Source organism: Larkinella sp. VNQ87, assembly GCF_049445795.1.
In the GTDB taxonomy this organism is placed as follows: Bacteria; Bacteroidota; Bacteroidia; order Cytophagales; family Spirosomataceae; genus Larkinella.
The window spans coordinates 237286-250121 of record NZ_JBMSDT010000008.1 but is presented as its reverse complement, the minus strand read 5'-3'; the positions used below and the strand labels follow the sequence as shown (position 1 = coordinate 250121).

General features: G+C 53.7%; 11 protein-coding genes. 4 read left to right on the top strand and 7 right to left on the bottom strand.

Going from position 1 to position 12836, the window contains the following annotated elements:
- Positions 1-9: 9 nt before the first annotated feature.
- Positions 10-789 carry a UDP-2,3-diacylglucosamine diphosphatase gene (locus ACO2Q8_RS15740; RefSeq protein ID WP_423345788.1) on the bottom strand — a complete coding sequence of 260 codons (780 nt, stop codon included), beginning with the start codon at positions 787-789 and terminating at the stop codon, positions 10-12.
- Between the two features lie 152 nt (positions 790-941).
- Here ACO2Q8_RS15740 and ACO2Q8_RS15735 point away from each other — a divergent pair, with 152 nt between their 5' ends.
- Positions 942-1673, top strand: coding sequence for a hypothetical protein (locus ACO2Q8_RS15735; protein ID WP_423345787.1), 732 nt, complete (start codon positions 942-944; stop codon positions 1671-1673).
- A 294-nt stretch (positions 1674-1967) separates the two neighbouring features.
- Here the strand turns inward: ACO2Q8_RS15735 and ACO2Q8_RS15730 are convergent, their stop codons facing one another.
- The 4 genes from ACO2Q8_RS15730 to ACO2Q8_RS15715 all read right to left on the bottom strand — a co-directional run bounded on the left by ACO2Q8_RS15730 (position 1968) and on the right by ACO2Q8_RS15715 (position 7083).
- On the bottom strand, positions 1968-2618 hold the full coding sequence (locus tag ACO2Q8_RS15730; protein WP_423345786.1) for a DUF4142 domain-containing protein: 651 nt from the start codon (positions 2616-2618) through the stop codon (positions 1968-1970).
- Between the two features lie 181 nt (positions 2619-2799).
- Positions 2800-4185, bottom strand: coding sequence for a DUF4403 family protein (locus tag ACO2Q8_RS15725; RefSeq protein WP_423345785.1), 1386 nt, complete (start codon positions 4183-4185; stop codon positions 2800-2802).
- 163 nt (positions 4186-4348) lie between these two features.
- Positions 4349-6490 (bottom strand): molybdopterin cofactor-binding domain-containing protein, encoded by a 2142-nt coding sequence (locus tag ACO2Q8_RS15720; protein ID WP_423345784.1) that lies wholly within the window; start codon positions 6488-6490, stop codon positions 4349-4351.
- Positions 6491-6624: 134 nt separating this feature from the next.
- Entirely contained in the window at positions 6625-7083 is a 459-nt protein-coding gene (locus ACO2Q8_RS15715; protein WP_423345783.1) for a (2Fe-2S)-binding protein, read from the bottom strand.
- A gap of 108 nt (positions 7084-7191) precedes the next feature.
- Here ACO2Q8_RS15715 and ACO2Q8_RS15710 point away from each other — a divergent pair, with 108 nt between their 5' ends.
- From ACO2Q8_RS15710 to ACO2Q8_RS15700, 3 genes are all read left to right on the top strand, one after another.
- Positions 7192-7653, top strand: a complete 462-nt coding sequence (locus ACO2Q8_RS15710) for a GNAT family N-acetyltransferase (protein ID WP_423345782.1) — start codon at positions 7192-7194, stop codon at positions 7651-7653.
- 143 nt (positions 7654-7796) lie between these two features.
- Positions 7797-8705 carry an oxygenase MpaB family protein gene (locus tag ACO2Q8_RS15705; protein ID WP_423345781.1) on the top strand — a complete coding sequence of 303 codons (909 nt, stop codon included), beginning with the start codon at positions 7797-7799 and terminating at the stop codon, positions 8703-8705.
- A gap of 184 nt (positions 8706-8889) precedes the next feature.
- Complete coding sequence (locus tag ACO2Q8_RS15700; protein WP_423345780.1) at positions 8890-9756, top strand: 3-keto-disaccharide hydrolase; 867 nt, start codon at positions 8890-8892, stop codon at positions 9754-9756.
- A gap of 97 nt (positions 9757-9853) precedes the next feature.
- Here ACO2Q8_RS15700 and ACO2Q8_RS15695 read toward each other — a convergent pair whose 3' ends face one another.
- Positions 9854-12490 (bottom strand): ABC transporter permease, encoded by a 2637-nt coding sequence (locus tag ACO2Q8_RS15695; RefSeq protein WP_423345779.1) that lies wholly within the window; start codon positions 12488-12490, stop codon positions 9854-9856.
- The gene (locus ACO2Q8_RS15690) at positions 12487-12822 is read right to left on the bottom strand and encodes a PadR family transcriptional regulator (RefSeq protein ID WP_423345778.1); all 336 of its coding nucleotides are present in this window, start codon (positions 12820-12822) and stop codon (positions 12487-12489) included. Before ACO2Q8_RS15690 ends, ACO2Q8_RS15695 begins: the two co-directional genes overlap by 4 nt.
- Positions 12823-12836 lie beyond the last annotated feature (14 nt).

Sequence of the window (12836 nt, the reverse complement as noted above, 5' to 3'; positions counted from 1 at the left end):
AAACCGCACTCACCCCTCAAACCGCAACAATTGCGTCGTTTGACCATCGAACCGGGCGTAGGTGTTTTTGTGGTTGATCCATTCGCCCAGGTTGATGTAGCGGCTGGTTTCGTTGACGGCTAGGTCAAGAGCGAGGTGCCGGTGGCCAAAAATGTAGTAATCGTGGTGCTGTCGGGCTTCCACTTCCCGGCAATACTGGAAGATCCACTCGTAGGCTTCGCCTTTAAAAAGCTCGGTTTTATGCTGCTCGGCCTCTTTCCGGCGACGTGACCAGCCGTTGCCGAACGTCACGCCGATGTCGGGGTGTAACCAGCTAAACAGCCAGCGGGCCAGCGGATTTTCGAAGACCTTCTTGAGCTGTTTGTATTTGAAGTCGCCCGGACCCAGGCCGTCGCCGTGGCCGATCAGAAACCGCTTTCCGGCAATCTCGTAGGTGCGGGGTAGCCGATAAACGGGAATGCCCATTTCTTCCGTAAAATAGTCGGCCATCCACAGGTCGTGGTTACCCTTGAACAGAACAATTTTCAGGCCGCTATCGGCCAGTTCGGCCAGTTTGCCCTGTAACCGGCTAAATCCTTTCGGGATGACCTCCCGGTATTCAAACCAGAAATCGAACACATCGCCGACCAGAAAAATAGCCTCCGCATCGGTCCGGACAGTATCGAGCCAGCGAATGACGCGCCGTTCACGTTCCCGACTGACACCTGGTGTGGGCATTCCTAAATGAAAATCAGATGCAAAATAAACAGCCCGGTTGGGTGGGAGCGGCAGGTGGTCGGTGTCAAACATGAATCTTTTTTCAGAAATACAAAGGTACTATATTGCTTCATACACTGCGAAACTTGCATATTGCATTCTGAAAAGATACCCTCGCGTTATTAACTCCATTTTGCCGAGATGCTATGAAGAAACGGTTTATTGCCTTTGTGAGAACTGTAGGAATGATGTGTTTATTGGGACAAGGTAGTTTGCCGTTGTATGCCCAGGCCGAGCTGGCAATGGCAGCCAGTCCCCGCGCTGCTGCACCCGTCAAACTAATTTTTGACCGGGTGCTGGTGTATGAACAGACCGACTACAATGGCTCCGTAGTCCGGTATCAGGTGCTGCTGAATTCCAAAACCGGTCAGTTTGGATTCGACCGTAAACTGGCCAATCTGAGCTTTCCGGGCGTGGTGGGCGGTTATACGTTCGTTACCGGTGAGCCGGATGGAACCTACCGGGTGTATGTCTCGGACAAGTACGAAGGAAAGGTCATCATGCGCTACAACGTCGGCAAAGCGTATTATGCGCCCAACCGCGCTACGGCCTGTCACAACCGGTTTCAGCAACGCTACCGTCCCACGGGCCGGGAGGGAAGCCAGTACGGCCTGACCGCGACCGAATACCGGGCCAGTCTGGGTCGTCAGGATACCGAATGGCTTTGGGTAGCCGAGGTTCCGTTCAATTCGTATCCGCTGTATCTGTTCAATGAAATTGCCCTGGAAGCCAAGTTGCCGGATGCCCACAGCATCAATTTTTCGTCCTCGCTTGGCCCCAATGAACTGCTCGTTCAATCCAAGAAAGAATATTACTCCGAAAAAGTGAACGGAAAACCGGCTACGAGCACATTGAAACTAATCTTTTTCGGCCCGATCAACCATACATTTGACGCGACAGGGTATCGGTTTCGGTGAGACATATCAAAGTATAAGGTCAACCTGGCCGAAGCATGCGCTGACCATCCCCGACGGGCGGGTTCATGACCCACTGGTTTACATCCGGTTGACTCCCCCATTTTACCGGATACCGTGGCTGGTAACAAAAAAACGACCCGGCAGAAGCCCGGTCGTTTTTCAAAATGAATCCATGAACATTCTTATTTTTTATTGAAACCAGCAGGATACAACTGCGCAGTCGGAAAAACCGACAAGTTAGGCAACGGCCCATCGCAGTAGGCTGGTTTTCAAGTGTGTTCCAGGGGAATGTACTTATTTGGCCTTGCCCCCTTTCAGGGTGTTCTGAACATCCTGCGAAACCTGTAGGTGCGTCCGAACGAGCGGATGGGCGGCCGTCGCCAATCCTTTCAGGCTGGGGTCGGTTGCGCTGGTTTCTACTTTCGACATGACCTCATCGAGTTTCTGATGGCCATTTACTCCGCTTTCCATGACATACATCCGGTCGAATTCTTCGCCGGAAAGCCCCTGTAACTTCGTGAGCATCTCCTGCGTTTTGGCATCCGGGCTCGTAGGCAGACTGACTCCTTTGGCCGAGGCAATTTCTTTCAATTTGGTGGCTAAGCCGGTTTGTTCGTCCACTTCGGCCTGCGCGAGGGCGCGAACCTGATCGCTCGTCGCTTTCTGCACGGCTACCCGGCTTGCTTCCAGTTGCATCATGCCGCCCGCAGCTACTTCCATCATCAGCGCGTTATCGGCCTGCGAGAGGGCGTTTTTGGTCGGCGAAATTCCGGCTACGGCCATTGCCCCCTGCTTGTTCTGGTTCTCAAACTCGGTTTTACTCATCTTCCCCACCGAAGCGGTCCCCGACCGCGACTCCCGGCTCGGTTGTCCCTGTTGAGCCATCGACAAATGAGGCAGCAACCAAATTGCCAGTAATCCCGCAACACTACCCAGTTTTCTCATTGTGTTTTGACGTTTAGTTGGAACATCCGTGACGTTGTTGCTTCGATAACCGCCGGGTTAGGAAACTGTTTGATTCGTGGGTGATGGCTCGACCGAAGGGTGATAAACCGGTTGTTTACAACCTGACTGGAAATATTGGCCACTAAGCCATGCGTTCATCGTCCGGCGGTGCAGGAATATGCTACAACTGTTTCACCTGCACGGCCACCTTCGACTGCACGCGAATCAGCGCCTGAATCCCGTCGGGCCGAATGGCCACTTTCTGGGGCGTAAACCGGAACGATTGGATGTCGAGCCGGGTTTTCCGGCCGGTTTCTCCCTGGTGAAAGGATTGGCTGATTTGGTGCGGAATCATTTCAATTTCGCCACCCAGCGAAACCGTCAGAAAGCTCTCCAGAATTTTGACCAGCCCATCGTGTACCAGCGAGCCCGGGATGCGGGCGAGTGTCCGGACGGTTCCGGGGTCAAAGTCCAGGTTCTGAACGCGCAATGTATTGGTTGTGGTATCGAACGAGGGTCTGCCGCGCAGGTAGAGCGTGCCGTCGAGCAGCCCGCCGACCTCCGTTTTAATGATCAGGGCCTTTTGCCCGCCGTAGACAGTCGCCTTCTTGATGGTCAGCGCACCAAGTAACACTTTGCGGTTTTTATCGGTCAGGCTACGGGCAATCATCCGGTTGATGTCGGCATACGGAATCGTGCTGAGCAGCCGTAAGTCGGACATTTGCGGGAGTTGTTCGCGTTTTTGTAAAACCGGCAATGGGACGTTTTCGGGCTGTGGCTTTTGAGCCTGGAGTTTTGTGCTCGTTGTAAAGGCGATTCGCAGATGCGTGGTGAGCCGTTCGCGGTTTCCGTGGACGGGACTAGCTTCGACGCGGAGCGGTTTCGGAATGAGCCACAACCCATACGATCGGTCGATGAGCAAAGGCTGCTGAATGCTCTTCCAAACGGGTTGAATTAGCTGATCGAGCCGCAGTTCCTTGTAAATCGCTGAGTCGATTGCTTTTTCAATGGACGACTGGTGCCGGTCCAGGATGTTTTGGGCGAAACGGGTCAGCGAAATTTCTTTGCCGAGGAATTTGATTTCGGGTTCTTCAATCCATTGATAATCCACAAACTGAATCCGGCTGGCCAGTCGCCAGTCTTCCGTGACGGTCAGCGGACTTTGAAAATTGACATCCAAGGCGCAAAACGGTTTTTGGTCGGGGACTTTGGCCGAGCTAAATGGCGTCGTGATAAAGAGTTGTAACGGTGCGGATAATCGAATCTGGTTGTTGGCATACTGCACGCGCACCGGTCCCGAACGAACCACCCGGAATGGGAATAGTCCCCCGGCTTTGCCCCCCGACGATCCTTTTCCGACCAAAACCGGGTCCAGTTCCTGATTGATTTTAGTCTCTAACTCCTTGAGGGTAAACGCAATGGGGCCAGCCAGGTAGGATGTGTCGGCCGGAATGGGCGGGTCGAACCCTTCGGCTTTGGGTGGTTGAGGGTTGGGTTTCTGGCAGTGAGTCAGCAGGAGCACGGTCAGTAAACCCACTGCCGTTCGAATCAGGGTTGGGAGGTTCATTCATCAGGAAGGCCCGGTTGAACTGGCCTTATTGAATTAACTGCCAAGCCTTTTCGGATGTTTAGGATAAAAATAGGAACATGGATCGAACCGATGAAACGGATTAGAACAGATTTATCCGTTAAAATCCGTTGCATCCGTCCAATCCGTGTTCCTATCAATTCTATGAAACGCCTTTAAACACCTCCGTCTGCACAAACGGCTGGTTGTAAAGTCGTTTGCCGGTGGCTTTGAAAATAGCGTTGGCCACGGCCGCACCTGCCGGTGGAAGCGAGGGTTCGCCCAGGCCGGTTGGTTCGATTTCGTTTTGCACAAAATGGACGTCGATTTCGGGGATTTCGTTCATCCGGATGAGGTGGTAATCGTTGAAATTTTTCTGCTCAGGAATGCCGTCCTTGAACGTAATGTTACCGTACATGGCGTGTCCGATTCCATCGACGATACAACCACGAACCTGCTGCTGTGCCCCGCTCTGGTTGATCACGATGCCGCAGTCGGCGGCTGAGTAAACTTTTTTCAGCACCGGTTTTCCTTTTTCGACGACCACCTCACCCACCTGCGCAACGTACGAGCGGTGCGAGAAATAGACGCTGAAGCCTTGAGCCACGTTTTTATTTTTACCCCAGCCCGATTTTTCGGCGGCCAGTTCGATCACGCCCTTCATGCGGTCGATGTCGTAGGTGATTTTTCCGGTCGGTTTCTGCTTGGCTTTATCCAGCAACTCCAGCCGGAACTGCACCGGATCTTTCCCCGCAGCCTGGGCAACTTCATCGATGAAGGCTTGTTCGGCAAACGCCAGGAAGTTGGTGATCGGTGCGCGCCAGGGCCCCGTGGTGATCGGGGATTTGTGGTCAACGCTGTCGATCAGCAGGTTTTCGACGGCGCCCGACGGGAAGTTGTCTTCACGGGTGGCGTTTCCGGCGTTGATGCTGGCCCCCCGCAGTTTGTAGCCAATCAGGTTGCCTTGGGCGTCCAGCGCGGCTTCGAACCGGTAGCGAACGGCCGGGCGGTAAATACCGCCGGTCATATCGTCTTCGCGGGTCCACATCACTTTCACCGGCGCGTTTACGGCTTTCGACACCTGCACGGCTTCGAGGGCGTAGTCCGTGTTGAGTCGCCGACCAAAACCACCCCCCATCCGGGTTAGTTGAACAGTCACTTTTTCGGGCGGCAAGCCGAGCAGTTTGGCGGCCTGATTGCGGGCATTTTCCGGTGTCTGGCTCGGCCCCACCAACTCCGCACTGTCGGCTTTGACATGCGCGAAGAAGTTCATCGGCTCCATTGGGTTATGCGGCAGGAACGGGCACTGGTATTCGGCTTTCACTACCTTGGCGGCATTCTTAAAAGCGGTTTCCACGTCGCCGTCTTTCCGCCGAACTGTGGCATTCGGACTGTCGAGCATCTCCTTGAACAACCGGTTGTGATCGGCGGTGCTTTCCAGATTGCCGTCTTTTTCCCACTCGATTTTGAGTGCATCCTTGGCCTTCTTAACCTGCCAGGTCGATTTACCCACCACGGCCACGCTGTTGTTGATCGTCACGACGTTGACAATTCCGGGCATCGCTTTAGCCGCTGATGCATCGACCGACTTCAATTTGTAACCAAAAGCTGGGCGTTGCAGCATGGCGGTCAGCATTCCTTCGCGGTAGTAATCCAGCCCAAACAGCGGTTTTCCGGTCAGTATGCCAGGGTTGTCGACGTTTTTGATAGTCTGCCCGATCAGCTTAAAGTCCTTGACGTCTTTCAGTTTGACATCGGCCGGAACGGTCATTTTAGCGGCTTCGGTCGCCAGATCGCCGTAGCTAAGTTTCCGGTTGCTACCAGTATGGATCACAAAACCTTTGCTGGTCGAACATTCCGATGCGGCTACGTTCCAGCGTTTGGCTGCGGCTTCCAGCAACATCTGGCGGGCGGTTGCTCCGGCTACGCGCAGCCGTTTCCAGGAGTGCGGAATGGAGCCGCTGCCCCCGGCCACCTGCCGTTCGAATTTCTGGGTATCGAGGGGAGCCTGTTCGACGACTACGTTTTTCCAGTCGGCATCCAGTTCCTCGGCCACGATGATCGGGAAGGCGGTTTTGATGCCTTGCCCAACTTCCGGGTTTGGCGACAAAATGGTGATGATGCCCTGCGGATTGATCGATAAATAGCTGTTGAAGCCCACACCCGGCACGGCGGCCCCATTGGCCAGAAGGGTTGGGGTAGCGGCTTCGGCTTCGGACCAGTTGAAGCCCAGCATCAGGCCCCCGCCCGCTGCCGCAGCCAATTTCAGAAAGCTCCGGCGGTTATGATTTGGTAGTGAAGTCATGTCAGTTTGAGGGTTTACAGTGCCGTACCCACGGACTTTATTTAGTCCGTGTGAGTTGGTATCACCTTTAAGTTGGTACTAACTAATGGATCATAAAAGCTCACACGGACTAAAGTCCGTGGGTACGGTAAAAACTATTTTTTTGTGGATGCAACTTTAACGGCTTCGTGGATGCGGTGGTAGGTGCCGCAACGGCAGAGGTTGCCGGACATGGTGGCTTCGATTTCTTCGTCGGTCGGTTTAGGCTTCTTTTTCAACAGGGCAGCCGCCGTCATGATCTGACCGGCCTGGCAATAACCGCACTGGGCCACATCGACCTCATCCCAGGCTTTTTGCACCGGATGATCCCCATTTTTGGACAGACCTTCAATCGTCGTAACTTTGGAGGAGCCGATGGCCGAAACCGGTAACACACAGGAGCGCGTTGCTTCGCCGTTCAGGTGGACGGTGCAGGCACCACATTGGGCAATGCCGCAACCATATTTCGTGCCGAGCAACCCCAGGTTGTCGCGCAGGACCCACAGCAGCGGGGTGTCAGGCTCGACGTCGGTTTGGTAGCTTTTGCCGTTGATTTGTAGTTTAAACAAGGCCATAGTGAAGAAAGGAGTTTGGAATGGTGGCTAAATTACAAAAAATACTTCGTTCGTAGTAGTTTTCCGTAGATTTGTGAGGAACGGTTCTGCTTGCTTTATCGCTGTCAAATGAATGCTTTATCCCTATTGCGTACCACCGCTTCTGACCCGGTTTTTCACGAATTGATTACCCAACTGGATCAGGATTTATGGAGTCGCTATCAGCCATATCAGGCGAAATATGACGGTTTTAATAAGGTGGATGCGTCGGCGCGGGTGGTGGTGGTCCGACAGTGCGAACAAGCAATCGGCTGTGGTTGCTTTCGACCCATGACAGAACCCGGTTTTGTGGAAATCAAACGCATGTTTGTTGTCCCGGCGTTTCGGGGGCAGGGGCTGGCGTTGCAGCTTCTGGAGGAACTCGAACGATGGGCTAAGGAAGATGGTTTTCGGACCGCCCGGCTGGAAACCGGCAACAAACAGCCGGAAGCCGTTCGGATGTACGAAAAAGCGGGTTACATACGCATCGCCAATTATGGCCCATATGTGGGCATGGAAACGAGTATTTGCCTGGAAAAGCGACTGATTTGAAGAGAGGACTGTTTTTCTTACTTCGCAATTCGGTGTTCGTTATTCGCTATTCATTATTCAATATTTAAATAACGAATTGCGAATAACGAACACCGAATAACGAAGTTGGAAGCCGAAAACTGTAAACCGTAAACAACAACGATATGGAACCCAGAGTATATGCCCGGCTGGCGGGTGTGTTTCGAAATCCGGCGGTTCGGCTCGAATTGCAGCAGCTTGATCCCACCCGGGATTACCAGCGAATGGTGCAGTTGCTGGTCGGGTACGAGTTTCCGTTCGACATCACGCGGGCGCTCGAACTGGCCCTGTTTCATACCTACGCCAGCCCGCGCACCTCGGCTTTGCTGATGCGGACGGGGGAGTTTGAAAAACACGGCCAGAAGCGCTACGACGACACGAGCATCCTGATCGCCTGGTTCATGCAGTACGGCCTGGATACCGAAACCGGCCAGCGGGCCATCACCCACATGAACCGCATTCACGGTTTTTACCAGATTGAAAATGAGGACTTCCTGATGGTGCTGGCGACCTTCGTGTTTTATCCCATCAACTGGATCAATCGCTACGGCTGGCGGAAGCTTACCCCAAACGAAGAACAGGCGATTTTTCTGTTTTTCCGGGAAGTCGGCCAGCGGATGCACCTGACCGACATTCCGCCAACCCTTGAAGCTCTGCAAGCCTTCACGGACGCGTACGAAGCCGAACATTTCCGCTACGCCGAAAGCAACCGGCGCATCGCCAACGCGACCGTTCAGATTGTGGAAGGCTGGGTCCCAAAACCGCTGCGGTTTGCGGTTCAGCCGGTTTTTGCCGCCCTGATCAACGACAAACTGCGGGAAGCCTTTGGGTATCAACGACCGCCCGGCTGGTTTTGCGCCATGCTGGAAGGCGCGTTCTGGCTGCGGAAATGGCCTTTGCGCTGGATTACTTTCAAGCCGTACCCCACGCTGGTCGAGAATACGCTCTTCCGGACGTACCGAAAAGGTGTCCCGGCGGTCGAGGAGTTGGGGCCGGAAAAGCTCAGCCGGAAAATTCGGGAGCAGTCGGAGTGAGTAGACCCGATGCCGGTTTTTCTTATGATTGGGTTAATCCAATGATCTAAACTTTATGGAAAGGTTTATTAAAAAGTTATTACACAGAATTTATCAGAGAATATCAGACGGGGCCGCCCGGCGGGTGATCAGAGAAACCCTGATAAACCCTGATAAACTCCGATTAACTCTGTGTTACAGTTTTTTGACTCTCCTCCTAAACCCGGTTTTTGCCCAGAAGAACGACCCGAAGAAAGAAGAGTGGATCAAGCTGTTCAACGGCAAAGACCTCAGCGGCTGGGACATCAAGATTGCCGGGGAAGACCTGAACCACAACTACAAGAATACCTTCCGGGCCGAAAACGGCATGATCCGGATCATGTACGATCAGTACGAGACGTTCGACAACAAATACGGCCACCTCTATTACCACCAGCCGTTTTCGTACTACATCCTGAAATTTGATTACCGGTTTTTGGGTGATCAGGTGCCCGGCGGGGCGTCGTGGAACGTACGAAACAGTGGGGTGATGATTCATTCGCAGTCGGCCAAAAGCCTGACTAAAAATCAGGACTTTCCGATTTCGCTCGAAATTCAGACGCTGGGCGGTTTGGGCAAGGGCGTCCGGCACACGGCCAACCTCTGTACACCCGGCACCATCGTGGAGATGAACGGGAAAGTTGTCGATGCGCATTGCATTGATTCCCAGTCTAAAACGTACGACGGCGACCAGTGGGTGAGCGTCACGGCAGTCGTCCTGGGCGATTCGATCATTCACCACATCATTGAAGGCGATACGGTCTTGACCTACGAAAAAACGAAGATCGGCGGGGGCTACATCAGCAAACAGAACGGTTTTGCGTCGGGGCATGTCGACAACGCCGACTATTGGCTGAAACTGGACAACACGCCCTTGAAAGAAGGCTACATCGCGCTCCAGAGCGAGAGCCACGCTATCGACTTCCGGAACATCGAGGTGCTGAACCTGAAAGGCTGCATGGTGCCGGGTGCTTTGAATTACAAATCGTATTATCGCGTGGCGGATAACGGGACGTGTAAGTTTAAGAAATAGAGGTTATTACACAGGGTTTATCAGAGGACACCAGAGTTTATCAGGGTTTTCTCTGATTAGCTCTGATGTCCTTTGATAAACTCTGCGTAACAACAAATCACTCGCTCTTCAACACCTCCCCCGGGTTGCTCCGGGCGGCTTTCAGGGTCTGCGAGCCGATGAGCAGGAACGCCAGCATCATGACAACCAACACGCTGAGAACCAGTTCGCTCACCCCAATCGGCTGGTGGTAGACAAAGTTGGTCAGAACGACCTGGTCAAAGAAAAGGTACGTCGCCGGGAGCGCCACCAGCGTCGCGATCCCAAGCAGTAGTAGAAAGCCCTTGCTCAACTGGAAAATGAGACTGCCTTCGCTGGCGCCCAGCACTTTCCGGATGCTGATTTCCTTCAAGCGGGTTTCGGTCGTGAAAACCACCATGCCGAACAGCCCCATCGACGCGATGCAGATGGCTAGAAAGGTGATAAAACCGATCACTTTCACCATGACCTCGAATTGCCGGTACGCTTCTTCAATCTGGTCGTCGTAAAATTGGGCTTTCAGCGGGTGCACTTTGTCGATTTTTTGCCAGGCCGCTTCAATGCTGGCTAAGGCCGCCGGGTAATCCTCGGATTTAATGCCAACATTCAGATTTCCTGCCGGTTCGTCGGCTGAATAGCGGAAAACCGTCGGTTCAATTTTTTGGTCGATCGTGTCGTAGTGAAAATCGTTCAGCACCCCCACGATCGTCAGGGGCTTGTTGTCTATGATCACCTGTTTGCCGATGGCGTTGGCCGGGTTACCGTCGGCAATTCGAAACCGTTTCAAAACCTGCTCGTTGACAATGACTTCCGTTTCGTTGCCGCCGGTTGGGCGGTTTTTGAAATTGGTACCGGCCAAAAACCCGTGCCGGTGGAGAGGCAGGTAATTTTCGTCAACAAAATTTTGCCAGGCCATGGCCGAATCCGGGATGCCTTTGGCTGTGTATTTCAATTGAGTTCCGTAAAGGCTTCCCAAACTGGTAATCATCCGGGACGTGGCGATTTGGCTCACCGCCGGAATTTCGGCCAGTTCCTTTTTCAGCAGCGCGCTTTTGTTGCCCTGCATCCGGATGTTCAGGATGTTTTCGGTGCTGAAACCCAGGTCGAACGAAAGGAAGCCCCGATACTGTTTATAGCCGATCAGGGTGGTTGTAATAAACATCAACGAAAACGTATACTGAATGACAATCAGCGCTTTTCGCATATTCACGTGCCGGAAAACCCTGAACGTGGAAGCGTCTTTCAGCACCTGAACCGCCTGAATGCGCGAGAAAAATAGCGCAGGCAGAAAACCGGCGGCCAGTCCCACCACTACGGCTAGCAGCAGGAAGTAAAGGATCAACTTGAGCGATAATTCAAGCGTGACAACGTTCGCCAATTGGGGGGCCAATGCCATAAACTGGGTCCGCAGTACTAAAAAGAGCAGAAACGAGAAGACCAGTGCCAGCACGGAAATGATCACCGATTCGGCCATGAACTGCCCCAGAACGTGGTTTTTCAGCGCACCGACAATCTTGCGGATACCCACCTCCCGCGACCGGCGCATCGACCGGGCAATCGACAGGTTGGTGTAATTGAAACAAGCCGACAAGATGACGACAAACGCCAGCACAATCAGCACCCAGACCACCGGTTTGGGAATGTTGACGCCGATCTCGTTGGACAACCCGCCCCCGAAGACGATGTTGTTCATCGGTTGCAGCGAAAGTGTGATCTTCTGTCGGTCGAGCTGCGCGTTTTCGGCGGCACTCAGTTTGTCGAGACCCGCCTGAATGGTCGCAAGGTTAGCGTTTTCGGGCAAAGTCAGATAGACGTAGTTTTGAAAAATGTTACCCCAGTCCATAATACCACCGTCAGAATCGGTTTTCTGCCCGAGCATCGACGCCAGGGAAATCAGCGCTTCAAACCGGAAGTGCGACAACTTGGGAATGTCTTTCAAGACGCCGGTGACTGTGTAGTTCACCGTATCGAACCGGACGGTTTTACCCAGCGCGTCCGCTTCGCCGAACAGCTTCCGGGCGGTTTTCTCCGTCACCACCAGCGAATACGGTTCTTTGAGGGCCGTGGCCGGATTTCCTTTGAGCAGCGGGAAGGTAAAGACCTTGAAAAACGCCGGATCGGCCCAGGTGGCTTCGAGCGGAATGATGGTTTCTTCGCTGACTTTCGCGTCGCTGTAAAATCCCCGGCGAATCAGCGCGACATCTTCCACGCCCGGAATGGTTTCCCGGATTTTAAAACCGGCTTTCAGCGAGGTGGAGGCAAAGTTCATGACGGTTTTATCGGCCATTTCGTTGCGGGTCAGCAGGCGGTAGGTGCGGTGTTTCTTCTCGTGAAACTGATCGTAGGAGAACAGATCGGTCAGAAAAGCGATCACGAGCAGGCCTACCGACATGCTGACGGCCAGCCCGATAATGTTGATGAACGAGAATAGTTTGTTGCGCACCAGACTGCGCCGGGAGGTTTTCAGGTAACTGCCGATCATGAGCCAATGAATGAGAAGGTTTAGGAATTCGGGTTTGCGGACGGTGTACAGTCTGAAGAATTTCAGGGCATCGAGGCAGTAAATCCAGCGGGCGCGCCGGAGGCCTTTGGTTTTCAGGTTGCGTTCAAAGTATTCATTCATGTCACCCTCCAGGTCTTCGAGCAGGTCGGGGCGGCAATACCAGCGCAGAAGTTTCTGCGCCCAGCGGGGTGGGTGCTTGGCAGGTGTTTTCATACGGAGCCTTCCAGATTAAAACCGGGGATGATGCGCCAGAGCGATTCGCGCACGTCCCGGGCCTGTGTCAGCGCCACTTTCCCGGCCTGCGTCACTTCGTAAAACCGTTTGCGTTTGCCGCCCCGGGCGCTGGTGGCTTCACCCAGGCGGCTTTTCACCAGTCCTTTTTCTTCCAGCCGATTCAGGACGGCATGGACAACGCCCAGTTTCGCGACGCGGCCGGTGTGCTTTTCCAGTTCGTCGCAAATTGCCACGCTGTAGGCATCGTTCACGAGTGCGGCAATCGTCAGCAGCACCAGTTCTTCAAACTCGCCGAGGTTGGTACCTTTCATTGGCAGATCTGAGA

Bases quoted from the DNA above. Each gene is read 5' to 3' on its own strand.
- ACO2Q8_RS15705 (WP_423345781.1), top strand. From the start codon at position 7,797: ATGGAACCCAGAGTATATGCCCGGCTGGCGGGTGTGTTTCGAAATCCG.
- ACO2Q8_RS15730 (WP_423345786.1), bottom strand. From the start codon at position 2,618: ATGAGAAAACTGGGTAGTGTTGCGGGATTACTGGCAATTTGGTTGCTG.
- ACO2Q8_RS15715 (WP_423345783.1), bottom strand. From the start codon at position 7,083: ATGGCCTTGTTTAAACTACAAATCAACGGCAAAAGCTACCAAACCGAC.
- ACO2Q8_RS15725 (WP_423345785.1), bottom strand. From the start codon at position 4,185: ATGAACCTCCCAACCCTGATTCGAACGGCAGTGGGTTTACTGACCGTG.
- ACO2Q8_RS15720 (WP_423345784.1), bottom strand. From the start codon at position 6,490: ATGACTTCACTACCAAATCATAACCGCCGGAGCTTTCTGAAATTGGCT.
- ACO2Q8_RS15740 (WP_423345788.1), bottom strand. From the start codon at position 789: ATGTTTGACACCGACCACCTGCCGCTCCCACCCAACCGGGCTGTTTAT.
- ACO2Q8_RS15690 (WP_423345778.1), bottom strand. From the start codon at position 12,822: ATGAAAGGTACCAACCTCGGCGAGTTTGAAGAACTGGTGCTGCTGACG.
- ACO2Q8_RS15735 (WP_423345787.1), top strand. From the start codon at position 942: ATGATGTGTTTATTGGGACAAGGTAGTTTGCCGTTGTATGCCCAGGCC.
- ACO2Q8_RS15710 (WP_423345782.1), top strand. From the start codon at position 7,192: ATGAATGCTTTATCCCTATTGCGTACCACCGCTTCTGACCCGGTTTTT.
- ACO2Q8_RS15695 (WP_423345779.1), bottom strand. From the start codon at position 12,490: ATGAAAACACCTGCCAAGCACCCACCCCGCTGGGCGCAGAAACTTCTG.